We start from the raw sequence: 26604 nt of genomic DNA, 5'->3' as shown, positions 1-26604 counted from the left end.
CGATGAACTTCTCCCGCCTGTTCATCCTGAGACCCGTGGCGACGTCGCTGCTGATGATCGCGCTCGTGCTCGTGGGTCTGGTCGCGGTGCGCTTCCTGCCGGTCTCGTCGCTGCCCGATGTCGATTATCCGACCATCCAGGTCCAGACGTTCTACCCGGGCGCGAGTCCAAACGTGATGGCGACCACCGTCACCGCGCCGCTCGAAGTCCAGCTCGGCGAGATTCCGGGCTTGCAGCAGATGGTGTCTTACAGTTCGGAAGGCGCGTCGGTGATCACGCTGCAATTCGATCTCTCGCTGAATCTGGACATCGCCGAACAGAACGTGCAGCAGGCGATCAACGCCGCCAACAGTTTTCTGCCGGCCGGCCTGCCCGCGCCGCCGACCTACGCGAAGGTCAATCCGGCCGATCAGCCGATCCTCACGCTGGCGGTCACGTCGAAGTCCATGTCGTTGACGCAGTTGCAGGACACCGCCAACAATCGCCTCGCCACCAAGATTTCCGAAGTGCCCGGCGTGGGTCTCGTCACGACTGCCGGCGGCAACGTGCCGGCCGTGCGCGTCGAAGCGGACCCGCAGAAGCTCGCCGCCTACGGCCTGAATCTCGACGATCTGCGCACGCTGCTCGCGAACGTCAACGTCAGCCAGCCGAAAGGCAACTTCGACGGTCCGGAGCTCGACTACACGATCAACGCGAACGATCAGATCGTCGACCCGCAAGATTATCTGGCCACGGTGATCGCGTATCAGAACGGCGCGCCGGTGTATCTGCGCGACGTCGCGCGCGTGAGCCAGGCCGCGCAGGACGTGGAACGCGGCGCGTGGTACAACCGCACGCCGGCCATCGTGCTGAACGTGCAGCGTCAGCCGGGCGCGAACGTGATCGCCACCGTCAACCAGATCATGAAGCAGTTGCCCGCGCTCGAATCGACGCTGCCCGCCGGCCTGCAAGTCACCGTGGTGGCGAACACCACGGGCGTGATCCGCTCCTCAGTCTCGGACGCGGCGTTCGAACTGGTGCTCGCCGTCGTGCTGGTCGTGCTGGTGATTTTCGTGTTCCTGCGCAACGTGCCCGCCACCATCATTCCGAGCATCTCCGTGCCGGTCTCGCTGATCGGCACGCTCGCCGTGATGTACCAGTTCAACTATTCGATCGACAACCTCTCGCTGATGGCGCTGATCATCGCCACGGGTTTCGTCGTGGACGATTCGATCGTGATGATCGAGAACATCGTGCGCTATCTGGAGGAAGGCAAGACGCCGCTCGAAGCCGCGCTCGAAGGCGCCGGCCAGATCGGCTTCACGATCCTCTCGCTGACGGTTTCGCTGATCGCCGTGCTGATTCCGCTGCTGTTCATGGGCGGCGTGATCGGCCGGCTCTTCAGCGAATTCGCCATCACGCTCGCGGTGACCATCGTGATCTCGGCGGTGGTCTCGCTGACCGTCGTGCCGATGCTATGCGCGCGGCTGTTGCGCGCCCAGGCGCAACGTCATCCGAGCCGCTTCGAGCGCATCAGCGAAGGGCTGTTCGACAAAACGCTTGCCGCCTACGGGCGCGGCCTCGTCTGGGTGCTGGATCACCAGTTGCTGACGCTGGTGGTCGCGCTGATTACCGTCGCGCTCACCGCGATCCTGTACATCGTGATTCCAAAGGGACTGTTCCCGGTGCAGGACGTCGGCGTGATTCAGGGCATCAGCGTGGCCGACAACTCGGTGTCGTACACGGCCATGGTCCAGCGTCAAAGCGCCCTCGCCGACGCGATTCTGAAGGATCCCGACGTGGTGTCGCTGACTTCGTACGTCGGCATCGACGGGACCAATCCGACGCTGAACAACGGCCGCTTCCTGATCAATCTGCGCCCGCGCGACGACCGCTCGATCACCGCCGACGAAATCGGCCGCCGCATCCAGCAGGAAGTCGCCGACGTGCCCGGCATTCGCCTCTATCTGCAGCCCGAGCAGGACCTGACGCTCGACACCTCGATCTCGCGCAACCAGTACAACTTCGTGCTGCGCGGGCCGAACCAGCAGGCTTTCAATCAATACGTGCCCGCGCTGATCGCGCGCATGAAGCAGATTTCCGCGATCACGGACGTCACGAGCGATCTGAACACCAACGGCCTGAGCGTGAACGTCGAAGTGAACCGTCAGCTTGCCGCGCGCTACGGCATCACGGCGGCCACGATCGACAACGCGCTGTACGACGCGCTCGGCCAGCGCATCGTCTCGACCATCTTCCAGCAGTCCGATCAGTACCGCGTGATTCTGGTGGCGAAACCCGAGACGATTCCCACGGTGCAATCGATCGGCAATCTGTATTTGCCGAGTCAAACCAGCAGCACCGGGCAGGTGCCGTTGTCGGGCATCGCGAAGATCAGCATCACGCAATCGCCGCTGTTGATCAGCCACCTCGCGCAGTTCCCTTCCGTCACGATCTCGTTCAACCTCGCGCAGGACGCGTCGCTCAGCGCCGCCGTGGCGCAAATCCGCGACGCCGAGAAAGCGGTGCAGTTGCCGCCGTCCATCACGACCTCGTTCCAGGGCGCGGCCCAGGCGTTCGAAGATTCGCTTTCCAGCGAGGTGTATCTGCTGATCGCCGCGCTGGTCGCCGTGTATATCGTGCTCGGCGTGCTGTACGAAAGCTACATTCACCCGGTGACGATTCTCTCGACCCTGCCCTCGGCCGGCATCGGCGCTTTGCTCGCGTTGATGATCGCGGGCAGCGATCTCGACGTGATCGGCATCATCGGTATCGTGCTGCTGATCGGCATCGTCAAGAAGAACGCAATCATGATGGTCGACTTCGCGCTCGAAGCGGAGCGCGTGCACGGCAAGCCGCCTCGCGAAGCGATCTTCGAAGCGTCGCTGCTGCGCTTCCGGCCGATCCTGATGACCACGCTCGCCGCCATGCTCGGCGCGCTGCCGATGCTGCTCGGCACCGGCACCGGCTCCGAACTGCGCCGGCCGCTGGGCCTTGCGATTATCGGCGGGCTCACGCTCAGCCAGGTGCTGACGCTGTTCACGACGCCGGTGATCTATCTGTTCTTCGACCGCCTCGCGCAGCGTGTGAAGAACCGCCGCCACGCCGCGAATGACGGCGCCGCCGCGCCGCCGGAGAACGCGCCGTGAACATCTCGGCGCTCTTCATCCGGCGCCCGGTCGCGACCGCGCTGCTGGCGTTCGCGATCCTGATATCCGGCGCGCTTGCCTATTTCCGCCTGCCGGTGGCGCCGCTGCCGAACATCGCCTTTCCGGTGATCGCGCTGCAGGCGAACATGGCCGGCGCGAGTCCGGAAATCATGGCCGCCACGGTTGCCGAACCGTTGGAGCGGCGCCTCGCCACCATCGCCGACGTGAACCAGCTCACCTCGATCAGCTACGTGGGCTCGTCGCTGATCATCGTGGTATTCGGCCTGAACCGCGACATCAACGGCGCGGCGCGCGACGTGCAGGCCGCCATTCAGGCCGCGCGCGCCGATCTGCCGACCACGCTGCGCAGCAATCCGACGTATCGCCAGTACAACCCGGCCGGCGCGCCGATCATGGTGCTCTCGCTGACCTCCGACACGCTGACCAAAGCCCAGCTCTACGACTCCGCCGATTCCGTGATCCAGCAGCAGTTGTCGCAAATCACCGGCGTCGGGCAGATCACGCTCGGCGGCGGCGCATTGCCCTCGGTGCGCGTCGAGCTGGAGCCGGGCAAGCTGAACAGCTACGGCATCGGCCTCGAAGACGTGCGCGCGGCGATCGGCGCGGCCAATGCGAACAGCGCGAAAGGCCATGTCGATCAGGGCGAACAGCGCTATGTCGTCACGTCGAACGATCAGATCAGCAAGGCCGCGCCGTATCGCGACGTGGTGATCGCCTATCGTGACGGCGCACCCGTGCTGCTGCGCGACGTCGCGCAGGTGCGCGATTCGAATGAAAACATCCGCAATGCCGGGCTCTATAACGGCAAGTCGGCGGTGCTCGTGATCGTTTATCCGACGCCGGGCAGCAACGTCGTGCAGACAGTCGGGCAAATCCGCGCACGTTTGCCGATCATCGAGGCCGCGTTGCCGAGCGCGATTCATGTGAACGTCGCCATCGACCGCTCGGAGTCCGTGAACTCCTCTGTGGCCGATACCGAGCGCACGCTGTTCATCGCGGTGCTGCTGGTAGTGGGCGTGGTGTTCGTGTTCCTGCTGTCGCCGCGCGCCACGCTGATTCCGGCGGTCGCGCTGCCGCTGTCCATCGTCGGCGCGTTCGGACCGATGTATCTGCTCGGCTATAGCATCGACAATCTCTCGCTGATGGCGCTGACCATCGGGACCGGCTTCGTGGTCGACGACGCCGTGGTGGTGCTGGAAAACATCGTGCGTCATCTCGAAGCTGGCCTTGAGCCGAAAGAAGCCGCGCTGCGCGGCAGCGCCGAGGTCGGTTTCACCGTGATCTCGATGAGCCTCTCGCTGATCGCGGTATTCCTGCCGATCCTGTTGATGCCCGGCATTGTCGGGCTGCTGTTCCACGAGTTCGCGGTCACGCTATCCATCGCGATCATTTTGTCGCTGATCATCTCGCTGACCATCACGCCGGTCATGTGCGCCTACCTGCTCAGCCACGAACGCGCGATGCATTCAAAGGCGCGCTGGGCCCGCTGGATCGAGGCGCAGTTCGAGCGCTTCAAGCAGGCCTATTCCCGCTCGCTCGCGACGGCGCTCGACCATGCGCTCGCGGTCGTCCTGCTGCTGATCGGCCTGCTCGTGGCCAACGTGTTTCTGGCGCGGCTTCTGTCCGGGACGTTCTTTCCGGAGCAGGACACCGGCATTCTGATCGGGCAGATCATCGCCGATCAAAGCGTCTCGTTCAGCGCCATGGAAAAAAAGCTCGCGCAATTGCAGTCGATCGTGAAGCAGGATCCGGCGGTGGCCTCGGTCGCGGGCTTCACCGGCGGTCGTGCGCTGAATACCGCGAACGTGTTCATCGAACTCAAGCCGCTCGCGCAACGCCATCTATCGGCGACCGAAGTGGTCAACCGCTTGCGGCCAAAGCTCAACGCCGTTTCCGGAGCACGGCTCTTCCTGCAGGCGCAGCAGGATCTGCAAATCGGCGGACGCCAGGCCGCAGCCGAATATCAGTACACGCTCACCAGTGACGACGCGAACGCGCTCTTCACGTGGGTGCCGAAACTCGTGACCGAACTGGGCAAATATCGCAGCAAGATGGAAGACGTGAACTCGGACCTGCAACAGAACGGCTTGCAGACCTATGTGAACTTCAGCCGCGCGACCGCCACGCGCTATGGCTTTCAGCCGAACCAGATCGACAACGTGCTGTACGACGCTTTCGGCCAGCGCACCGTGTCGACCATTTACAACCCGCTCAATCAGTACTTCGTGGTGATGGAAGTCGCGCCGGCCTATTGGCAGTATCCACAAGCGCTCAATCAGATCTACCTGAGCGCCGCCGCCGGCAATGCGAACGGCACGCAGCAGACGCAGATGTCGCGCGCTACCGTCAAAGCCGTGCAGCAGCCGGCGGCGCTCAGCAGCGCGTCGAGCGCCAGCGCGAACACGAATTCGCTGAACGCCGATGCCGAAGCGAACCAGCAGACCAACAGCATCTCCAACAGCAAGGGCGGCAATTCGAGCGGCAGCGCGGACAGTACCGCGGCCGAAACCATGGTGCCGCTCGCCGCGCTAATGACCTTCTCGAACAGCCACACCGCGACGCAGGTGAACCACCAGAGCGGACTCGTCGCCGGCACCGTCTCGTTCAATCTGCCCGCGGGCGGATCGCTGAGCGAAGCCGGCCAGATCATTACGCAGGCCGAGCGCGACATCGGCATGCCCGCATCGGTGCATGGCGCGTTCGCGGGCGCCGCGCAAGCGTATGCGCAGTCGATGGGCGCCGTGCCGCTACTGATTCTCGCCGCGCTGGTCGTGGTGTATCTCGTGCTCGGCGTACTGTACGAGAACACGGTGCACCCGCTCACGATCCTGTCGACGCTGCCGTCGGCGGGCATCGGCGCAACGCTGGCCTTGCTGATCTTCGGCACGCCCTTTTCGGTGATCGCGATGATCGGCATCATTCTGCTGATCGGCATCGTCAAGAAAAACGGCATCATGATGGTCGATGTCGCGATCCAGTTGCAGCGCCACGAAGGCATGAACGCGCGCGATGCGATTCACGAGGCCGCGGTCGTGCGTCTGCGCCCGATCATGATGACGACGGCCGCCGCTGTGCTGGGCGCCGTGCCGCTCGCGATCGGCATCGGCCAGGGCGCGTCGCTGCGCCAGCCGCTCGGCGTGACGGTCATGGGCGGCCTGCTGGTCAGCCAGGTTTTTACGTTGTACACGACGCCGGTGATTTATCTGTATCTCGACCGGCTGCGCGCAAGACTGGCAAGATGGTCCGCGCGCCTGCCGTGGAATCGCCGCGGCGAAGCACCGGATACGAGCGCATGATGAAGACGATCTCCCCCACCCGACTGGCCGGCGCGACGCTGGTGTTATCGACTGTGTTAGCGGCTGTGTTGACAGGCGGCTGCACGGTCGGCCCCGACTATCATCGCCCGCCCGTCGCGACGCCGGCCGCGTGGAAAGAACTGCCCGGCTGGACCGAGGCGCAGCCCGCCGCCGAGGCGCCAAAAGGCGACTGGTGGACAGGCTTCAACGATCCGCTCATGGATGAGTTCGAACCGCTCGTGTCGGTCTCGAACCAGACCGTGCGCCAAAGCTATGCGAACTACCAGCAGGCACTGGCCGAAGTGCGGCTTGCGCGCAGCGCCCTGTTTCCGACGATCGGCGTGACCGGATCGGCGACCCGCTCACGTTCGTCGACCGGCAATTTCAGCAACTCGCTTGGCGGCCTTGCGGGCGCGAGCAGTTTTCAGCGCATCAACAACGCCGGCTCGCTCGAAGCCAACGCCAGCTGGGCGCCCGACCTGTGGGGCCTCGTGCGCCGCAATATCGAGGAGAGCGCCGCCACCGCGCAAGCGAGTCAGGCGACGCTCGCGAACGCCACGCTCTCGGAACAGATCGCGCTGGCGAACGCGATCATCGATCTGCGCGTGACGGATGCGAATATCGATCTGCTCACTCACACGGTCGACGCGTTCCAGCAATCGCTGCGCGTCGTCGCCGAACAGGACCGAGCCGGCACGGTGCCGCCGTCCGATCTGGTGAGCGCGCAGACACAACTGGAGTCGGCGCAATCGAGTCTGATCGCGCTGGGCGTCGCGCGCGCGCAGAACGTTCATGCGATCGCCGTGCTGGTCGGCAAGAATCCGGAAGAGCTCGACATCGCCCAGAACACCACGCTGCCGACGCTGCCGTCCATTCCGGTCAGCGTGCCGTCCACGCTGCTGCAGCGCCGGCCCGACATTGCCGCCGCCGAGCGCCAGATGGCGGCGCAGAACGCCGCGATCGGCGTGGCCGTCGCCGCCTATTACCCGACGATTTCGCTGTCGGCGCTCGACGGCTTCACGCAGTCGCCGTTGGCCGGCCTGCTGCATATCGGCAACTATGTGTGGTCGTTGGGCGGCCAGGCGAGCGAGACGCTGTTCGATGGCGGGCAGCGCAGCGCGCAGGTCGATGCGGCAAAAGCTTCGTATGAAGCGGCAGTGGCCAGTTATCGCGGCACTGTTTTGACGGCGTTTCAGGGCGTGGAGAACGACCTGGCCGGCTTGCGCATCCTCGCGCAGCAATCCGAGGTGCTGGAGCGCGCGGTGCGCGACGCGACGCGCGGCACCGAGATCGCGCGCAATGAATATCAGGCGGGGACGGTGGACTTTACGACGGTCGCGACTGCGCAAGCCACTCAACTGAATCTCCAGCAAACCGCGTTGAACGTGCAGCAAACGCGCTTGCTCGATGCGGCGTCGTTGATCGGCGATCTGGGAGGCGGCTGGTCGGACAGCGAATTGAAAGACCCACGCAAGCCGGGGCAACAGAATGCATCGCCCTAAGCCCTGATTCGCCGATCTGTTCGCTTGCGACGCTAGTCGTTTTCTTTCGCCACCACCGCGCCGGCGATCTGATGCCGCGCCAGCGACGCCGCGACGAAGCCGGACGCCTTCATGTCGTCGACGAATTTCGACAGGTACGCCGCGGCGTCATCGCCTTTTGCTTTGGGCACGCCCATCGCCTGACGGATCACCATGAAGCGCTGATCCAGTATGCGCAGCCCGTTTTCGCCAGCCGCGTCTTTCTCGAGTTGTTGCTTGACGCCGGCGGCTACGTCCAGATGCTGGTCTAGAAAGCCCTGCACGACCGCGGGTGAAGTCGGAATGCGGACCAGTGTCGCGTGGTGCAACTCGCGCGTCAGAAACAGATCGTAGGCACTGCCCTTGCCGACCGCGACCGTCACGCCGGTTTGATCGACCTGCTCGTTCGTGGTGATGGGTGAACCGTCGCGCACGAGATAAAAGCCTTCTATCAGCACGTACGGCTTCGTGAAAGCGATTTCCTGTCCACGCTTCGGATCGACGGCGAAGAAGCCGATGTCGGCCTTGCCCTGCTCGACATTCTCAACCGATGCGCCCGCCGATTTCACCGCCACCAGTTGCAGCGGCACGCCGAGCCGTTTGGCGAATTCGGTGGCGAGATCGACGGATACGCCGACGGGTTGGCCCGTCGCCGGATCGAGCGCGGCCAGCACGGGGTTGCCGAGATTGATCGACGCGCGCAGTGTGCCGCTTGGAGCGAATACGGCGGCCATCGATGCGCCGGCGGGTTTTGACGTGGCGGCTTGCACGGCGTTCGTGTCGATGGGTCGCGCGAATGCGGGCAAGACCGCACTGGATACCAGGAGGGATGTGAGTAGTCTAAGCATGCTGCTGTGTCGCTCCGTACTTTAGAAGTTTGTTATAGGGCATGCAGGCATTCCCGGACCATCCCCCGTCTCCTCAGGATAGCGAAGCAAGCATATTCGACAGCCGTCTGATGTGAGCCTTGAACGCGTCGCTCGCCTCGCGGTCGGTGGTGGGATTCAGATGCGAGGTCTCTGCGAGTTGCGCCTGCTCGTGGAAATCGTTGGCGACCGCGCGTCGCACGTCCGGTGGCAACGCTCGCACGATGGAGACCAGCAATGCCTCTTCGGCGTGGATCATGCCCAGAATCGAATGCGTATCCATGGCAACAACTCCGTTGATGGCGCGATAAGTTCAATCTAGCACGCTGTGCGCCGAATATTCCGGTTACTTCCGCATACCTCTCGTTACAAAACGCCGGCGGGCTGTTGGTTATCATGTGCGATCGCATCGCTTCGAGCACCCGTTGGCTAATTATGAGGAATATCGGAAAAGCATTGGTAGTCGGTCTGGTGCTGGCAGAAGTCGCATTCGCCGTTTACCTACTGTCCCCCAAAAGTGATCCGTCGACCCGCGATCCCGCAGCCGTTGCGGACGGCTCCGCCGCGCTGGCTTCGGACAAGGTTCAGTCCGGCACGCTGCAGGTGAATGCCAGCAATGCAAACGGCGCGCCGTCTCCGGGTGCAAACGCGGATGACACCGCGCGCGTCGCCGCGCAAATCCCCGCTCAATCCGCGCAGGGACACATCACGTCTGCACCTGCCTCCGCACCAGCACCTGCACCAGCGCCCGAACCGTCGACGCAGCGCGTCGCGCAATTACCGCAGCAGCCGGCGCAACCAGCACAACCGCGCCCGCAAACCGTGCAAACGCCCGCAGTGGCCACCGTCCTGGCCGGCAACGATTCAAAAACAGCCACCGTCGTGCAACCCACTCGCGGCAGTGACAGTCTGCACCGTCGCGATTCGAGTTCGGTCTCGTCCCCGGCAACGGACGAACTCGTCAGGGAATCCGCCAAGCTCGATCCGGCGCTGCCACCGCCCGGTCCCCAGGCTTTCGTGCACGACGATCAGCCGCATCGCGGCTCGAACGCGGTCGGGGCCGCGATGACGGAACAACTCGTGAGAGAGTCCGCCAAGCTCGATCCGGCATTGCCGCCGCCGAATCCGTCGGGCGTGCACTAAACGGGTGAATCGCCACTCGTTCGCGCACGATGATCGTCGTGCTCACGCGCGCGTTCCATCCTGACGCTATCATGATGCGTTCGATTGCGCCGTAGTCTACGATGTAGTGCACATCCATGCGCTCTAGCAGCAGAACGACCTCTATCCCGGCGCAGACTTGGACGCAATCCCATCGCAGCGACCCTTGATGGAGGACGAGCATGGCCAACGACTCCCCCGACATGGCAGAACGCGGCACCGGCTGGATCGACCAGCCCGACAATGCTCAGGCGATCGCACTGCTCGTCGAAAAAATCAAGGCACAGCAGGCGACGATTGCCGCGAGCAGCGCGACTCATCTTGACGGACGCATCGACCGCGGCCAGCATCAGAAGCAAACGCTCGGCGCCTTCGGCACGCTGCGCATCTTCGAAACGATACCCACTGCGCTCAAGCATGGCCCTTTCGCGAAACAGGATGAGTTGGAACGCTCGCTTTGCTATCGGGTCGCCTGCCGTTTTTCGAACGGACAGCCTTGTCCTTTTTCCGACCAGGCCGCCGACGTTCGCGGCGTCGCCATCAAGTTCTTCACCGCCCAAGGCATTGAAACCGACCTCCTCATGACCAACGAGGGCGGCCGCTCGCACGCGCGAAACGCGGTGCAGTTCATGGATTTCGCCGATATCCTCGTCGCCCAGATCGCGAGGGGCGCGTTTGGGGCTCTGGAGCAGGCGTCGATCGAACTGTTGAGCGGCAAGCTGGGCCCCGTCGAAACGGCGCGTATCGTTGCGATCCTGGCGAAGGAAACGACGCTGCACTCCGTCGAAAGCCTGACGACCGAGCGCTTCTGGGGCTCGGTCGTGAAGCTCGGACCCGCGGCCATCAAGTACTCGCTGCAACCCGAAGACGCGACGCCGCCAGGCACCGAGGGCGAACGTCACGGCGACGACTATCTGCGCGAAGACCTGCTGAACCGCCTGAAAAAAGCGCCGCTCAAGTGGCAACTCTGCGCGCAGTTTTTCGTGGATGAAGAAAGCACGCCGGTCAACGATGCATCGGTGGTATGGGCGGGGACGCCGATTGCGATCGGCGTGCTGGAGATTGCGTCGCTGCCTTCCGCCGACGACGAAGCGCGCATCAACCAGATGGCATTCAACCCGGCCAACGGCTTCGAACCGCTCGGCATCACGCACGCCCGCAAGGACGTCTACGCGGCCAGCGCCGCGAATCGCAAGGACCGCGGCGTCTTGTCGAGCGAGGAAGCGCGCCGGTGCATCGGGCCGGTGTGAAAGCCGCAAGCAACGAAGTGGACCATCGCGAAGCTTCGCGACAAGACCGCGCGCCGCTGCCTTGTCAAAAGCTCGTACGCAAACCAATGCGCGCAAGCGTCTGCGACAGGTTGCTCGCCGCGCCTTCCGGTTGCAGCAACCCGTTGATCCATGCCCGCGTCACAGTTGCGTCGCCACTGGCGCGCTGATAGATCGTCCACGACGCGCCGGGCAATATTGCCAACGCCGCGGCGAAAGCACGCAACCGGTCGCTGTCGCGCCCGCCGCCGCCAACGCATGGGTTATGCCAGGCCGGATGCGCTTACGCTCTCAGCGCTCCTAACCATGTGAAAATAAACTGGCTTTGATCTTTAACACGAAAGTGTTTAGTGAAATCGATGAGCGGCGATGTCTGACTGTATCGAACACTTTTTCGGGTCTTTGTTCGCCGTGATCCAACAAGACAAGATCGCTCGTCGAGCAGCGTGCACAACCCGCCTTTGCAATGAAACAGCTGCAGAATTTTTACGGGATGTTTTTGTGCACACGCATACGCTCTCGATTTGATCCTGGAGCAAAATCCGTGCGCAAAAAAGTGTCAGAATTTCGCGACAAACTTTTCGTTTTTGCTTCGGTATCCGAAGGTGTGGGGTTACGCTCAGTTTCGCAACGGCACACTAATCGTCTGCGTGGAGAAATCGATGAAACGAATCGCTCTATCTACCTTCTCGCTTGCACTGCTCAGCGCAACCGGCGCAGTACATGCACAAAGCAGCGTTACCCTCTACGGCGTCATCGACGAGGCGTTCCAGTTCGTGCACAACGCCAATCCTCAGGGCAAGAACCTGTACCAGTTGGCCGGCGGCAACCTGCAGGGCAACCGCTGGGGCTTAAAGGGTACGGAAGATCTCGGTGGCGGCCTGAAGGCGATCTTCCAGTTGGAAAACGGCTTTGACATCAACAACGGCACCCTGGGTCAGGGCGGCCGCATGTTCGGCCGTCAGGCGTACGTCGGCCTGGCGCATCAAGCTTACGGTACCGTGACGCTTGGCCGTCAATATGACCCGCTCGTCGATCTGGTTCAGCCCCTAACGGCTGACAACTACTTTGGCAGCACATTCACGACTCCGGGCGACGTCGACAACAACGACAACAGTTCGCGCACGAATAGCGCGGTCAAGTACACCTCGCCGACGTGGTCGGGTTTCCAGTTCGAAGGCATGTACGCGTTCGGCGGCGTGGCAGGCCAGACGGGTTCGCAGCAAACGTGGTCCGGCGCGGCAACTTACGGAACGGGTCCGTTCAGCGTGGCAGCAGGCTACATCCGCATGAACAACGCCAACTCGGGCGTCATACGGCCGAACAATTCCTTCACGAGCACGTCTGACGGCACGATCGATTCCATCGTCAACGGCGCATACGCAACGGCGAAGTCGATCGGCATCGCTTCGGTTGCCGTGCAATTCGTCACCGGCCCGTTCACGGCGAGCGCGCGTTACAGCAATGCGCAATACAAACCGGACGGCGCGTCGACCTTCGCCTCCACCGAGCGCTACAACGTAGCCGGCGGCTATTTGGGCTACCAGGTGACACCGGCTGCATTGCTAGGTCTCGGCTATACCTATACGCACGGCTCGGGCGACACGTCCGCATCGTATAACCAGGTTTCGCTGGGCGGAGACTACAACCTGTCGAAGCGCACGGACCTCTACCTGGTCGGTGCCTGGCAGCGCGCGAGCGGCACGCAGCGCAATCCGCGCAGTTCGCCGCCGCAGCAGCTGCAACCCGCGGTGGCGTCGGTGGCTGACTACGGCTTCACGGGAGATTCGCGCACGCAGGAAATCGTCAGCCTCGGCATTCGTCATAAGTTCTAGCGTGACGAACACCAGCGTGATCGCCAGCGGCCCGGCGCCGAACAGATAGCTCGATGGAATGAAGCGCGCGTTCGTGAAACGCGCCACCATCGAGATACAGGACGGCGCCACCCGCCAAACAGCATGACCGAGGTGTTATACGAATCGCCGTGCCGGTGGAACGGCCCTGCACGGTGAATTTCTTGGTCAACGTCCCGAATGCGCGGCGCCTTGCAGCGTCACGAACAGCGTACCGATCATGAAACGGCTGACAGTGGGCTCAGCCGGCAAATACCTGAACGGCGCAAACACACACCTCTGGCTCGTATGAATTCGAGCGGCAGCCACTGGCCGCCGCGATCGCTAAGAATCAATTACGCGCGGCACTGGCCAAACAACGCCCACCCACTCGCACCCACACCCGCTAATTCTCCGCTCATTCTGCAAACGCACAATCCGTCACAGCACAGCCTGATTCGCATATCGAATCACGCATCACTGGAACGGAGCAATCATGCAAAACGACGGAAAATCAGCGTTTCGGCCCTATGTCGACGCCTTGCTCGATCAACTGGAAACACAATCCGATCGGGCGGTACTGCGCTATTTCGACCATGACGTAACGGGCAGGACCCTGCGAACGGCAATATTCCGCTATGCGCGGGCGCTTGCGGTGCTTGGCATCGGCAGGGGCTCTCTGGTCGCGCTGCTCGCCCCCAATTGTCCGGACGCGCTTGCGATTCGCTACGCCGCAAACCTGCTCGGTTCGGCTGCGATGTTCATGCCTGCATCGACGAACGCGGAACGGCGCGCAGCCTTGCTGGCCCGCGTCCAACCGACGCTTCTCGTAGCCTTCCCGGAAACCCTTCACCATCTCCCCGTTGCGGTCGAGAGCCACGTGCTCTTCGTCGGCGTCGGTCCCGTGTCTACACGCCTGGACAAGCTCGCGCAAACGCAGTCGGATTTGCCGTTGCGCGGACAACTGAGCGCCGACGATCTCGCGGTCCTCGTCTCGTCGGGCGGCACGACGGGTGTGCCGAAATGCAGCCGACGGTCCTTCGCGGCTTATTCGGCGATGGTCTGCGCGGCGGACGATAAAGACCGGCGTCAGCTTATCAACGGCCCGCTCGCCTACCTGTCGCAAGTGCTCGTCGACACCACGCTCATCGGCGGCGGTACGGTCGTGCTGAAGCGCCGATACGATCCCGCGGAGACGCTCGCGACGATCGAATCGGAACGTATCACCGACGTGCTTCTCGTCGAGCCTCAACTGTTCGAGACAATGGACCACCCGGACGTGGGCCGGCGCAACCTGTCGTCGTTGCGCTCCATTGCGCACATCGGCGGGTCAGCGCCCGCGGTACTGCGGCAACGCGCGATCGCGCGTCTGGGTCCCGTGCTCACGCATCTTTACGGCGCAAGCGAAACCGGTGTCGTCAGCATTCTGCCGCCATCCACCTACGAGGCAAATCCGCAACTGTTGGCCTGCGCGGGCCCTGTTCGACCCGGCGTCGAGGTACGTTTGCGCCGCGCCGACGGAACGCTGGCGCATGCGGGACAGTGCGGAAACATCGAAGTGAAGTCGGCCGCTGTGGCGGATGGTTACTACCATCAGCCGGTCGAAGAGACACACAAGTTTCAGCATGGCTGGTGTCTGACCGGCGACGTCGGTTTCATCGACAAAGCAGCGAATCTGCATGTTCTCGGCCGCGCGGCCGACGTCGCGGAAATCGATGGACTGACGATTGGCCCAACCCTGATCGAAGACGTCTTGTGCCGCTTACCGGACGTTCGCTACGCGGTGGCGCTGGCCGCAAACGAGACTGCCCTCGAACACCGATGGAATGCGTTGATCGAACCATGGCTCGCCGGGCAGGTGGACGTCGCGCGGTGCATGCGCAGACTGGAAATCGTATTAGGCCGTTCGGTTGCGAGGCGGATTCGTATCGTCGTGGCCGATCGCGTGCCGCTGACTGAACAGGGAAAAGCAGACCGCACCGCGATCGAAATGGTCATGCAAGGCGACTCGCAGTCGAGCCATGCCTCGCGCCAACTGGCCGGCAATGTCGTCGCTGACCGGCGCACGGACGGCCGCCGCAATGCCCCAGCCAACGCCAACCCGCCACATGACACACCCCTCATTCGTTTTCCTCAGCAAGTAAGTGCGTGAGGTAAACCGAATCGTCACGGCGATTAGCCCGCCTCATCTCAGGGTTCATTTCGCCGCCCCGTTCTTGCCGATATGGAAAGGAGTAGCAAATGCGTCACTATCAATGCAACAGTCCCGAGGCGGCAGGCCGCATCCTGGCGGCTTGCCTGCTAGTCGATGGACACCTCAGCCTCACCGAACTCGACGCGCTCGATCGCGGCGGCATGGAAAGGCGCCTGTTGTTGAACCGACACCGATTGCTCTCGATCGTGCAAACGCTGTACGAAGACCTGACGCGCTCAGGCTATCTGAACTGGAGCGACATGTGTCAGGTCGATTCCACGACGCTTGCCTGGCTCGCGGCTGACGTGCAGGACCGGCAACTGCGTCGCGACATCCTGGAGTTGTGCAGCGAAGCCGTCATGGCGGACCGTGGCCACTGCGATCGTGAAGCCGAGTTCCTGAGACTGCTGCGCGACGCGTGGCAACTCCCGGCCCGTCCTGTTCGGCAAGTTGCGCTTGCGGGCACGCCCGCTTCGTAACGCGTGGCCTCTCGCGCCTCAGACATATAATCTGCAGCATGGCTGCGAGGATGACTCGACATAAGTGTCATAGCGCGCGCGATAAAAGGAGACCCGCTCGATATGGATCACTCTGTCTTTTCCGCCATCGTGCCTGGGCCCTTCGTTTCGAGTGCGGCGGCGTAGATGACGCTCGCCGGCACGCTTGCTCAACTCTGCCGCACGGCCGTCTTCGGGCTCGGGCGTGAACTGGCGGCCTGGAAGGCTTCCCGAGCGCGCACGACATTCGCGGCTCAGGCGATGCTCTCGGTCGCGCTCTCTGTCGCGCTTGCCAACGCGTTGGGCCTATCGGACACGTGGTGGGCCGCAATCAGCGGCTTCGCGGTCATGCAGACGAGTTTTGCCGGCTCCGTGCAGCGTGCCGCACACCGCATCATCGGCACGGTGACAGGCGCCGCGCTGGGAGGCGTCGCCGGGCCCTGGATCGGTGACCGACCATGGGTGTTTGTGCCCGCGCTGGGGGCGATCGGCGCTGTCGCGGTATATCGGGCCAATGGATCGAAAGCCACCTACGCCTGGGTTCTGGGCGGCGTGACGGCCCTGATGGTGACGTACGAAGCGCACAAGTTCGCATCCTTCCGGGCGACCGCTCTATTCGCGGCGTTGCGCGTCGCCGAAGTCGCGGTTGGAACACTTGCCTGCCTGCTGGTGGCGAGTGTGTTTCATTTCGGGCCGAAGTGGTATCGAAGAAACAGAACGCCATCGGATGCCACAACCGCTCACGCGGCGGGTGAGTCTGCGGGTCTGCCTGGCGCTGCGGAATTGACGCCGCCACTGGAGTCGGCGCGCTCGACTCGCATGCTGTTGTGCTTGCAGGCCGCGCTGTCCATCACAATCCTTGCATCCCTGACCTATGTTCTGCATCTGCCGGGTTTCGCGCAAGCAATGGTCACGGCGGTCGCGGTGCTGGTCGTACCGCCGGCTTTGACAGCGGACAGAACGCGGCAGCCGGTCATGGAAAAGATGGTGCAGCGGGTGGCCGGCTGCCTGCTGGCCGGTGTGATCGGTGTGGCGCTGCTTCCTCTGATGCAAGGGCAAGCAATCCTGTGCATGCTCGCGCTTTCCATCGGCGTGTGGGCAGGATGTCACGTGCAAACAGGACGGCAAGGCGCAAGCTACGTGGGCCGCCAATTCACCATCGCGTTCATCATGGTGTTTGTCCAGGACCACCATTGGTCGTCCGATCCAATACCTGCGCTCATGCGGCTATCCGGCATTCTCACCGGGATTGTCGTGTTGGCGGTGGTAATGGTCGTGACCAGCCGGCTGTATATGCCGCCCGTGCCTCAGGATGCGAGTCGTTAAGACAGGCAGGCACTTGGCACTATCACTGCGGTTCTTTTCGACTGCGGTCGTTTACCTAGTGGTGAATCAGCGAGGCATAAGCGGCACCGCAATAGATGGTCATGCCGCGAACAAAGACTGCGCCGGGAATAAAGTCACCCCGTACCCGCCAGGAAACCATGAATCTGCCCCACCACGGCCGCGCCCTCACCCACCGCCGACGCGACACGCTTGGTCGATCCTGATCGCACGTCGCCGATCGCAAAGATACCCTCGACGCTCGTCTGCAGCGGCATCGAATGGACGCCCGCTTCCCTGAGGTCGGTGCCCGTCAGGACGAACCCTTTGCTGTCGAGCGACACACTGCATGTCTTGAGCCATTCCGTATTCGGTTCCGCACCGATGAATACGAACAGATGATGTGCCGTCATGCTTCCTTCAATGCCGCCGGCACCGCGGTAGTGCACGCGCTCGAGGCGCGCCGCCCCTTCGAGTGCGGTTAGTTCGATATGCGTATGAAGCGTCACATTCGGCAGCGACGCGACACGCTCCGCCAGATAATGCGACATGCTGCGCGCGAGGCTCGCGCCGCGAATGAACATATGCACATGCTCGGCATGTGAAGCGAGAAACACCGCCGCCTGCCCCGCGGAATTGCCCCCGCCGAGCAGCAACACCGGCTCCTTGCGGCACAGTCTCGCCTCGATCGGCGTCGCCCAGTAATAGACGCCACAGCGTTCGAAGCGCGGCAGGTCCTCGACGACAGGCCGCCGATACTCCGCACCGCTGGCGATAACCACAGTGCGCGTCGTAATGCGGCGGCCATCGGCAAGCTCCAGGACCGGCGGCTGCTTGTGGCAATACAACGCCTTGACCTCGCACGGGATGCCGATATGCGCGCCGAACTTCTGCGCCTGGACGAACGCGCGGCCCGCAAGCGCCTGCCCGGTAATGCCGGTAGGAAAGCCCAGATAGTTTTCGATGCGCGCGCTCGTACCGGCCTGGCCGCCGGGTGCGCGGCAGTCGAGCGCCGCCACCGACAGTCCCTCGGATGCCGCGTAGACAGCCGCGGCGAGTCCTGCGGGACCCGCGCCGACGATCGCCACATCGTAGACGTGCGCCGGATCGAACTCGGGAATCAGTCCTAGGCACGATGCGAGTTGCCCCTCGTCGGGATTTCTCAACACAGTGCCGTTCGGACAAACGACAAGCGGGAAGTCATTGGGCTGCGGCGTCAGGAGTTGGAGCAAAGCAATGGCTTCAGGGTCTCGCTGCGCATCGAGCGTCATATTCGGAAAAGCATTACGGCGCAGGAAATTCTGCAAAGAGAGCAGTTGTGGGTGATTGGACGAGCCCACGAGAATGACCCCTTGGCCGCGCTCGATCACGAGGACACGCCGCAGAATCAGTGCGCGCATGATCTTTTCGCCGAGATCGGCTTCACTGATCATCATGGCGCTGAGTTCGTCGGGCCGCACCAATACCGCTTCGACATCTTCGACGACATGCGCGTCGACAACCGCGGGCTTGCTGGAGAGCTGGGTGACATCCGAGGTGAACTCGCCGCGCTGCGTATAGGTGTGAATGATCCGTTCGTGGCCGAGGCCATCACGGCCGACTATCCGGACTTTGCCCGACAGCAGAACGAACATGCCGGGGCAGAGACTTCCCGCGCGATAGAGCAATTCGCCTTTGACGTAGCGGGACAAGCTGCCGAAGCGGCGCACCCGGTCGACTTCAGCATCCGTGAGGACCGGAAACATCTGCTGGTAACGCGGATGATCGCGCACCGCCGGGTCATCGGCGAGCGCGCCGTCGATACGGCTTTCATCCGCCGGCGGCAGAAGAGCGGGCGTATCGCCTTGCGGCCCTGACTCGTTGCTCATCGCGGCCCCTCCTTCAATGCAAAGTTTGCGGCGCCGTCGCGTGGCCGGCGGCCTACGCGATTGCAATGAAAAGAGTAATCGAGTTGTAGCCGCCGCCCAAGATTTCTTCTGTTTGTTCTTCGGGTCCGCGCCGGACTCGAGCGATGCGCGCCAGGCGTAAACCAGGATGGCGGGCCGCTACGCCCGCGCGTTGGTTAAGGAAGACTATTGAACGCTCAGCGGCTATACATTGCATTCCAGTCCGCAGCCGACACGCCGCCACCTGATTGTGACGTGCTCGATGCGCCGCCGTAGTTGCTCGTCGATGCGTCGCGCGCCGCCAGCTTCGCTTCGGCGGCCTGGATTGCATCTGGATAGTGCGTCGGATCGCCGTCACCGACGTGATAACCCACGCTCTCCAGCTGCACGAGTTCCGCGCGAACCTGCGCACGTGTCGTGTGTTCGGTCGACTGAGCGAACGACGCAACGGGAATCACGAGCGCGCTGGCAATAAGTACTCCACGGATAATCGATTTCATGGCAAAAACCTCGATAAATAATGGACCTGCGTGCAACAAACTCACTTGTCTGCATCCACATTGCTTTTCTGCGGTAGCATCACCACCACAACCCGGAGGTTCGAAATGACTGCGAAACCGCTGACACTTGGCATCGATCACATCGGCTTGACCGTTCGCGATCTGAATCTCACTCGCGACTTTTTCATCAATTGTTTGGGATGGACGCAAGTTGGCGAGAAGCCAGACTATCCGGCTGCGTTCGTGTCCGACGGACAGGTCGTGCTGACGCTGTGGGAAGTCCAGAATCAAGCGGGCCGCGTGGAATTCGACCGCAAAACGAACGTGGGCCTGCACCACCTCGCGCTGCGCGTCGGCAGTGAAGCCGCGCTCGACGACGTGTTCTCGAAAGTGTCCAAATGGCACGGCGTCGAGGTTCAATTTGCACCAGAGACCTTGGGTGCCGGCCCGAAGCGGCACACGATGATTTTCGAACCGGGCGGCATCCGGCTCGAGTTCGACTTCGATCCGCGAGTCGCGGCTGCCTGAGCACCTAGTCCGCTACCGGAAGCAGACTCAGTGCGGCAAGCGATCCGCGACTTTCGCTACGCCCGCCGCCGCGCACACTTCGTCCTTGTCGCCGCCGGGTGCGCCACCAATACCGAGTGCGCCCACCATCTCTCCATTCACCTTGAACGCAACCGCGCCCGGCAACGCCATGACGTTGTGCACGGTCGCGAGTTGCGGTGCGTATGGACTCGTCTTCATCAATTCGAAAAATCCACTCGACCGGTCGAAGCCGAATTCCGGCCCCAGTGTCACAACGGTGAAGGCTTTACGCATGCTCGATTCGGCGGTGTGGACCGTGCTCCTGTCTCCGCGCAGTACCACCTGCGGCACGCCATCCATGTCGAGCACCGTAGCGGTGACCCAGTAATGCTTCGCTTCGCACACGCGAATCGCTTCTTTCGCCGCGTCGAGCGCGACGTCGAGCGGCAAGGTGTAGTGGTAGCCGGACGGCTGCGGTTCTTGCGCCTGACTCGCCGGCGACATGAGCGACGCAATGCATAGCGACGCGGTCAGACTGAAACGTTTCATGATTACACCGTGCGGGCGCCGCCATGCCGCCGTTGGAACAGATCGTTAAAGGGCAGTAGTGCGCACATAAAGTCCCGGCGCATGTCGACTGATAAGACCGGCTTGCGGTCCAAGCGAACTATAGGAGTCGCGGCGGCTATTTGGCACGGCCTGTCGTTGAACAACAGTTTTTCTCCGATGGAATAAGTGCTTTCGGGAATGTATTGGTTGGTTTGCGTACGCCACGCGTTGCCAATATCGGCGCACTTTCTTGACTCCATGTATCAAGTGTTGTTTGTACGACTGCGTTCTTCACCGACGAGAAAGTGCGTAATCTCGTGCCACGCTCTGAGGAAACGCCATGGATATGTCCGTCACGCTTGCCCCCACCGACACAACCGCGAGCACGATTCGACTCGAATCGCATCCGGGGTACAACCGCGTATTCCGGCCGCGCGAACTCACTGTGGGACTGATTCTGCCGCTGGAAACGCACCCCGGCATGCCGTACCCCACCATGCGCGACCACATATCGATGGCGCAGCGCGCGGAGAGGCTTGGCGTCGCAGCATTATGGGCACGCGACATTCCATTTTTCGATCCCGCTTATGGCGACGCCGGGCAGATCTTCGAGCCGCTGATCTATATCGCGCAACTCGCTGCCGCAACGCGCAACATCACACTCGGCACGACGGGCATCGTGCTGCCGATGCGCGAACCGCTGCTGTTGGCGAAACAGGTCAATTCGCTGGATCAACTGACGAACGGCCGCGTGGTGATCGGCATGTCGAGCGGCGACCGGCCGTCGGAATATCCCGTCTTCGGCATCGACTTCGAAACACGCGGCGAACGGTTCAGAGACGTCTACGGTGTTTACCGGAATGTCAGCGAACGCGCGTTCCCGCAGTTCGCCTCTGCGCGCTTCGGACAGTCGCCCGGTGGGCTGGATATGCTTCCCAAGCCGCCGTATGGGCGAACGCCCGCCATTGCCGTCGGCCGTTCACAGCAGACCTTGCAGTGGATCGCCGAGAACATGGATGGTTATCTCGGGTTCGTTCCGGATCCATCCGGGTTGCGCAGCTTCGCAGACGAATGGCGAAGCCTCACACAGTCCGCCACCAATACGGCCGCATTCAAACCACTGGCCTTTGGTGGATTCCTTTATTTGCATCCGAAGCCCGATCATCCATTTACACGGATTCGCGGCGGGTTCGGCATGGGCAGCCGTGCGTTGAGGGACTTCCTCGAGCAGGCGCGAGACGCCGGCGTCAATCACGTGGCGCTCAACCCTCGGGTCACGCCGCGCCCGTATGGCGAGATACTCGATGAACTCGGCTCGATCGTACTATCCGCTTTCCCTCCTCAATGAAGGCGGTGAGCCGATGCCTTCGTGCAATGCGGTTGCCATTGAATGGGACACATCGACCTTGAAGCGGGAGTTCTGCAGCGGGCTTGCGCAACCTCGACGAAAATCTTCATATTACGGAACGTATCCATATGCGCGACTCCGCCATGCACAAGTACGTTTCCAGTTTGCCATCTCATCGCCACACGCGCCGCTCTATAGACTGCTATTGATGTGCTACGCGATGTTTCACCGCTATTTTCCCGTCCGAACGTTGAGCAACATCTCACACTGAAAAGGATCGATCATGAAACTCATGCGTGTAGGTTCGCAACCGTCGGTGAAAGGCTCCGAAGCGAACTTCACCGGTACTGTTCGCATTGACCCGTTGAATATGCCGCCGGAGCCGGCGCGCGTTTCCGTGGTCAGCGTGACGTTTGAACCCGGTGCGCGGAGCGCCTGGCACACCCATCCTCTCGGACAGACGCTGATCGTCACAGCAGGCTGCGGATGGACTCAGTGCGAAGGTGAACCCATCGTCGAAATTCGGGCTGGCGACGTGATCTGGTGCCCGCCGGGTCACAAGCATTGGCATGGCGCATCCGCTACGACCTCGATGACCCACATTGGCGTTCAGGAAGCGCTGGACGGCGTAAGCGTCGTCTGGATGGAGAAGGTGACGGACGCGGAATATCAGGTCGGGCCTGCTGGCGGCGGGCACGGCCACGACCATTGATAGCGCGGCTTTGAAAGGGCATCTTCTAGATGCCCGATCTGGCCACGGGCGGCCGGGCGTTACTCCGGCTGCTATGTCCGCATCACTGTGTCGGGCGATTTTCCGACCCTACGCTGGCGAGTGACGCGCACCTTCACACCTGCGATGCAGGCGCCCGTGGTTGTTCATTGTGCGCTCATAGTCGCCGGCGTGGCAGGGACGCGGATTGCAAGCCGTTTCCGGGCAACGACGGGGCCAATGGCACGCAGCAGAAGTATCAGCGAACCAAGGCTCGCCTCATCTATCGCACTCACGCTCGACCCTTCGCGCTGCGTGATGAGCCGGTCGCGTCGACGCTTGTCGCCCAGCGGCGAGCCACGCTACTTGCCATCGCCGGCGCCAGACTCCCGCAAAGGCGCCGGTGGCACGACGGTCTCGATCCGGCCGGTCTTGGTGTCATAGACCAGACCCGACACGATCAACCCGTCGGGGAGGTCCCTGTTTGCTTTAAGCGCTGCGACATCGAGGGCCACCGCCTCGTAAGGCTCCGTAACTGCGAGCTTGTCGAGCTCCGCCGGCTCGACACCCAGATGCCTCGCGAGCAATCGAGGTGCGTGCTTATGGCAGCCAATGATCCCGCAATCCGTATGCTGTAGCAGGACGAGATTGCGCGCACCATCCGGGCGTCCCGCCGCTTTCGCGACGACGGCGAGGACCGCCAGCGTCTCGAGCAAAGACCGGTTGACGCGGCCACCGACGTTACGGATCACCGCCGCCTCACCTTGTTTCAATCCCAGCACGCTCGTGGGATCGACGCGGGGATCAACGCAGCCGACGACAATCGTTCCCGTCGACGGCATCATTTTCAGATAAGGTGTGAACCCGGTGCTGGCGAAGTCGGCGTTGCGCTCCAGCATGACATCATTGAAGTCCATTTTTTGCTCCAGCGTATTGAGGGGCAAAATTGCCCCATGAATTCCGTGGGTGAAATGACGATGACCGTATTGCCTGATACGACACGCCTTCAGGCAAGTACTTCGAGATCCCTTACTGCCTCTTCGCCTGGCGCGCGCAGCGTTCGCTCCAGTACGTGTGTTTTCGGCGTGCGGTCGATCACCAGCCCGAGGACGTCCGGTCGGCTGTAATGACCGCGCGAATCCATCATGCGTTTGCGCTTGTCGATCTGCCAGAAATCCAGGTCCGCAATGATCTCGCCCTCTCCTTCACGCAGCGGCTGGCCGCCCATGTACTCTCCCTCGGGCGAAACAATCGCGGTGAAACAGCCGCTGGAAATCGGGCCCACCTGGCTGGTATTCGTATCGTGCAGAATCTGCTGTTGCTGTTCGGGGGTCAGCCACGCGGTCGCGTTGACAACAAAGGCCCCAGCCTCCAGCGCGTGCTGCCGGATATTGACGGAGATCTGCTCCGAGAACAGGTCGCCCGCGAACGAGCCCGGGTACATCGCCGAATGGATTTCCTCGCCGTCAGCCATCAGCGCATAGCGCGCAAGCGGGTTGTAGTGCTCCCAGCAGGCCAGCTGACCGACACGGCCCACGGCGGTATCGACTGCGCGCAAGCCTGAGCCGTCGCCCATTCCCCAGACCATTCGCTCGTGATAAGTCGGCGAGAGTTTGCGGCGGCGCTGCACCAGCGTGCCGTCGGCGTCGAACAGAAGCTGGGTGTTGTAGATCGTGCCGCCATCGCGTTCGTTGACACCGATCGACACCACCGTGCCGGCCTGGCGCGCCGCCTCGCCAATCGCACGGGTAGCCTCCGACGGCACAGTGACTGCCTGATCGAGCAGCTTGTAATGCTCGGCTCCCATGGCGAATGGCGATTCGATGAACGAGAAGTACGGGTAATAGGGCACGACAGTCTCGGGGAAGGTCGCGAACTGAACGCCCTGCTTGCCGAGCTCCAGAATTTTCCTGACGACCTTGTCGACCGTGCCTTCCCGGCTGTAGAGGACGGGCGCGATCTGGACGGCTGCGGCACGAATGATTTTCGACATGACGGTGATCCTTTCGTTGACTGCGAGGCGGATGAGAGAAGTGCTTGTACCTTAACGTCTCGGGCCATTACGATGGATGTCGTTGTTGCCACCTTTCATGACATCTGTGATTCGAGCGCGGCAAACTCACTGATCGGGCTTATTGGCCCGACATCCGGGAATGCGACTTGAACAGCACGGGTTCACTTTCCATTGCAGACGGCAGGAACAGATATGCATCGGATCGGCTTCATCGTGCCGCCAAGATTTCAGCTAATGAGCCTCGCGGCCCTGACGGTGTTCGAGATCGCGAACATGCCCCCAACAGGCCGGTGCTACGACGTCCATTTGCTGTCCGAACATGGCGGTCCCGTCGAATCATCGGGTGGCATGACATTGCAAACCGAGGCATTCGGCGATACGGGATTCGACACCCTTATCGTGGGCTCGATCACCGAAATGAAAATGCCGTCGTCCGGTGCAACGATGATTGCGTTCGTGAAAGAAGCAGCCAAAGTCTCGCGACGAATAACCTCCATCTGCAGCGGCGCATTCGTGCTTGCCGAGGCCGGGCTTCTGGACGGCCGGCGCGCGACCATGCATTGGGTCCATGCAGCTGAATTCAGAGCGCGCTTTCCGAACGTCATAACGGAAGAAGATCGGATTTTCGTCAACGACGGTCCAATCTGGACTTCAGCGGGAATGACGGCCGGCATCGACCTTGCGCTGGCGCTGCTCGATAACGACCTCGGTCCCGATACCGCGAAAATGGTCGCGAGGCTTCTCGTCATGAATCAGCGTCGGCTAGGCGGGCAGAAGCAGCATTCCGCACTGCTCGACATGACGCCGAAGTCCGATCGGATCGAAGCGGTGCTCGCACATATCCGCCGAAATCTGCGCAATCCGCTGACCGTCGAGGAGCTTGCGGATGTGGCCAACCTCAGCCCTCGTCAGTTCAGCCGCGCCTTTGTGGCCGAGACCGGTCAGTCGCCGGCCAAGGCGGTGGAACAGCTTCGGCTGGAAGCAGCCCGCTTCATGATCGAGCAAGGCCGGCACACGATTAACGTGGTGGCGCAGGAAACGGGCTTTGCGGACCGCGAACGCATGCGCCGCGCGTTCCTCCGAACGTTCGGCGTGCCCGCCGATTTCCTGCGCAGGAGCGCCCGGCGGGAAGCGGTCGCCGGTGGCTGAAATGTGTCAGGCTGGCTCAATCACGAATCAATCCCCGCAACGAACCATGCAAAATCGCCGCCTTCAACCTGGAACCCTGTGGCCCGCCATGCTGCGCCAGGCAGAGCACGCGCTACGCTGCGGCGCGCTGCAACGGATCGAGACCTCCCAGACAGTGCTCGAAAGCGACGGCATCCGCTTTGTCGTGCGGCAGGTCTCGAGCCTGATCCGCAAGGAGCGGCAGCGCCGGCAAACGCAACAGCGTCATGATGAGGCGCGCCCATCGGCGAATCCATTCCTGCCCTACGAGCCGGATCTCTTCGTCGCGGATATCTCCGACACGCATCTGGCTTTGCTCAACAAGTTCAATGTCATCGACAATCATCTGCTGATCGTTACCCGTAACTTCCAATCGCAGAACGCGCTCCTCAACCTCGCGGACTTCGAGTCGCTGATTGTCTGCATGGCTGAATTCGACGGCATCGGTTTTTACAATGCGGGCGCTGCCGCGGGCGCGAGTCAGGCGCACAAGCATCTGCAAATCGTGCCGTTGCCGTTGGGCGTGTCTGAAACGCCGGTTCCCATCGAGCCGATTCTGACAACCACGCTCCTCGATGGTCTCGCGCAAGCCGTACCAGGCTTGCCATTCCGGCACGCGTTCGCGCGACTCGAGCCCGGCGCCGCGATCTTCGTGGATGCGGCGCAGTCGCTCCACTCCTGCTATCGCGCAATGCTCGAAGCCGTCGGCATCCAGCCAGTCGAGGTCGACGGTGAACTTCAGCAATCGGCGCCGTACAACCTGCTCGTTACACGTCGATGGATGCTGCTCGTGCCGA

Annotated in this window: 21 protein-coding genes; 14 read left to right on the top strand and 7 right to left on the bottom strand. The window is 62.3% G+C overall.

Annotation, left to right across the window (positions count from 1 at the left end; genetic code table 11):
- The first annotated feature begins 2 nt into the window (after positions 1-2).
- Genes ACFSNN_RS08520 through ACFSNN_RS08510 form a run of 3 tightly spaced genes read left to right on the top strand, consistent with a single transcriptional unit; the run spans position 3 to position 7947 of the window.
- Positions 3-3128 (top strand): efflux RND transporter permease subunit, encoded by a 3126-nt coding sequence (locus ACFSNN_RS08520; protein WP_134465374.1) that lies wholly within the window; start codon positions 3-5, stop codon positions 3126-3128.
- Positions 3125-6445: an efflux RND transporter permease subunit gene (locus ACFSNN_RS08515; protein ID WP_134465375.1), complete on the top strand. Its 3321-nt coding sequence runs from the start codon at positions 3125-3127 to the stop codon at positions 6443-6445. Before ACFSNN_RS08520 ends, ACFSNN_RS08515 begins: the two co-directional genes overlap by 4 nt.
- The gene (locus ACFSNN_RS08510) at positions 6442-7947 is read left to right on the top strand and encodes an efflux transporter outer membrane subunit (RefSeq protein ID WP_134465376.1); all 1506 of its coding nucleotides are present in this window, start codon (positions 6442-6444) and stop codon (positions 7945-7947) included. Before ACFSNN_RS08515 ends, ACFSNN_RS08510 begins: the two co-directional genes overlap by 4 nt.
- Positions 7948-7979: 32 nt before the next feature.
- Here ACFSNN_RS08510 and ACFSNN_RS08505 read toward each other — a convergent pair whose 3' ends face one another.
- On the bottom strand, positions 7980-8813 hold the full coding sequence (locus tag ACFSNN_RS08505) for an ABC transporter substrate-binding protein (protein WP_134465377.1): 834 nt from the start codon (positions 8811-8813) through the stop codon (positions 7980-7982).
- A gap of 73 nt (positions 8814-8886) precedes the next feature.
- Positions 8887-9114 carry a hypothetical protein gene (locus ACFSNN_RS08500; protein WP_134465378.1) on the bottom strand — a complete coding sequence of 76 codons (228 nt, stop codon included), beginning with the start codon at positions 9112-9114 and terminating at the stop codon, positions 8887-8889.
- Positions 9115-9287: 173 nt separating this feature from the next.
- Between ACFSNN_RS08500 and ACFSNN_RS08495 the strand changes: the two genes are divergently transcribed.
- From ACFSNN_RS08495 to ACFSNN_RS08470, 6 genes are all read left to right on the top strand, one after another.
- Positions 9288-9974, top strand: coding sequence for a hypothetical protein (locus tag ACFSNN_RS08495; RefSeq protein WP_134465379.1), 687 nt, complete (start codon positions 9288-9290; stop codon positions 9972-9974).
- Between the two features lie 200 nt (positions 9975-10174).
- Entirely contained in the window at positions 10175-11242 is a 1068-nt protein-coding gene (locus tag ACFSNN_RS08490) for a catalase family protein (protein WP_134465380.1), read from the top strand.
- A gap of 680 nt (positions 11243-11922) precedes the next feature.
- Positions 11923-13095 (top strand): porin, encoded by a 1173-nt coding sequence (locus ACFSNN_RS08485; RefSeq protein WP_134465381.1) that lies wholly within the window; start codon positions 11923-11925, stop codon positions 13093-13095.
- A gap of 493 nt (positions 13096-13588) precedes the next feature.
- Complete coding sequence (locus tag ACFSNN_RS08480; RefSeq protein ID WP_134465382.1) at positions 13589-15244, top strand: class I adenylate-forming enzyme family protein; 1656 nt, start codon at positions 13589-13591, stop codon at positions 15242-15244.
- 89 nt (positions 15245-15333) lie between these two features.
- Positions 15334-15765, top strand: coding sequence for a TerB family tellurite resistance protein (locus tag ACFSNN_RS08475; RefSeq protein ID WP_134465383.1), 432 nt, complete (start codon positions 15334-15336; stop codon positions 15763-15765).
- Positions 15766-15930: 165 nt separating this feature from the next.
- Positions 15931-17109 carry an FUSC family protein gene (locus ACFSNN_RS08470; RefSeq protein ID WP_134465384.1) on the top strand — a complete coding sequence of 393 codons (1179 nt, stop codon included), beginning with the start codon at positions 15931-15933 and terminating at the stop codon, positions 17107-17109.
- Positions 17110-17243: 134 nt separating this feature from the next.
- Here the strand turns inward: ACFSNN_RS08470 and ACFSNN_RS08465 are convergent, their stop codons facing one another.
- Together ACFSNN_RS08465 and ACFSNN_RS08460 are read right to left on the bottom strand one after the other, a co-directional pair.
- A complete protein-coding gene (locus tag ACFSNN_RS08465) occupies positions 17244-18974 on the bottom strand; it encodes an FAD-dependent oxidoreductase (protein ID WP_134465385.1) in 1731 nt (576 codons plus the stop codon).
- Between the two features lie 215 nt (positions 18975-19189).
- Positions 19190-19492, bottom strand: coding sequence for a DUF4148 domain-containing protein (locus tag ACFSNN_RS08460; RefSeq protein WP_134465386.1), 303 nt, complete (start codon positions 19490-19492; stop codon positions 19190-19192).
- Between the two features lie 105 nt (positions 19493-19597).
- Here ACFSNN_RS08460 and ACFSNN_RS08455 point away from each other — a divergent pair, with 105 nt between their 5' ends.
- Positions 19598-20020, top strand: a complete 423-nt coding sequence (locus ACFSNN_RS08455; protein ID WP_134465387.1) for a VOC family protein — start codon at positions 19598-19600, stop codon at positions 20018-20020.
- A 27-nt stretch (positions 20021-20047) separates the two neighbouring features.
- Here the strand turns inward: ACFSNN_RS08455 and ACFSNN_RS08450 are convergent, their stop codons facing one another.
- Complete coding sequence (locus ACFSNN_RS08450; RefSeq protein ID WP_134465388.1) at positions 20048-20569, bottom strand: GlcG/HbpS family heme-binding protein; 522 nt, start codon at positions 20567-20569, stop codon at positions 20048-20050.
- A 340-nt stretch (positions 20570-20909) separates the two neighbouring features.
- On the opposite strand from ACFSNN_RS08450, the gene ACFSNN_RS08445 reads away from it, so the two are divergent.
- Complete coding sequence (locus ACFSNN_RS08445) at positions 20910-21917, top strand: TIGR03571 family LLM class oxidoreductase (protein WP_134465389.1); 1008 nt, start codon at positions 20910-20912, stop codon at positions 21915-21917.
- A 283-nt stretch (positions 21918-22200) separates the two neighbouring features.
- Positions 22201-22629: a (R)-mandelonitrile lyase gene (locus ACFSNN_RS08440; protein ID WP_134465390.1), complete on the top strand. Its 429-nt coding sequence runs from the start codon at positions 22201-22203 to the stop codon at positions 22627-22629.
- A gap of 359 nt (positions 22630-22988) precedes the next feature.
- Here ACFSNN_RS08440 and ACFSNN_RS08435 read toward each other — a convergent pair whose 3' ends face one another.
- Positions 22989-23543, bottom strand: a complete 555-nt coding sequence (locus tag ACFSNN_RS08435) for a carbonic anhydrase (protein ID WP_134465391.1) — start codon at positions 23541-23543, stop codon at positions 22989-22991.
- 89 nt (positions 23544-23632) lie between these two features.
- Positions 23633-24619, bottom strand: coding sequence for a nitrilase-related carbon-nitrogen hydrolase (locus tag ACFSNN_RS08430; RefSeq protein WP_134465392.1), 987 nt, complete (start codon positions 24617-24619; stop codon positions 23633-23635).
- 213 nt (positions 24620-24832) lie between these two features.
- Between ACFSNN_RS08430 and ACFSNN_RS08425 the strand changes: the two genes are divergently transcribed.
- Complete coding sequence (locus ACFSNN_RS08425) at positions 24833-25789, top strand: GlxA family transcriptional regulator (RefSeq protein ID WP_134465393.1); 957 nt, start codon at positions 24833-24835, stop codon at positions 25787-25789.
- 46 nt (positions 25790-25835) lie between these two features.
- The coding region (locus ACFSNN_RS08420; RefSeq protein ID WP_377779165.1) for an ATP adenylyltransferase family protein at positions 25836-26604 on the top strand (769 nt) is incomplete at its 3' end.

This window comes from Paraburkholderia dipogonis (assembly GCF_042680985.1).
GTDB classification, from domain to species: Bacteria; Pseudomonadota; Gammaproteobacteria; order Burkholderiales; family Burkholderiaceae; genus Paraburkholderia; species Paraburkholderia phytofirmans.
Note: the sequence above shows the minus strand (reverse complement) of the source record. Positions and strands in the feature narration are given on the sequence as shown.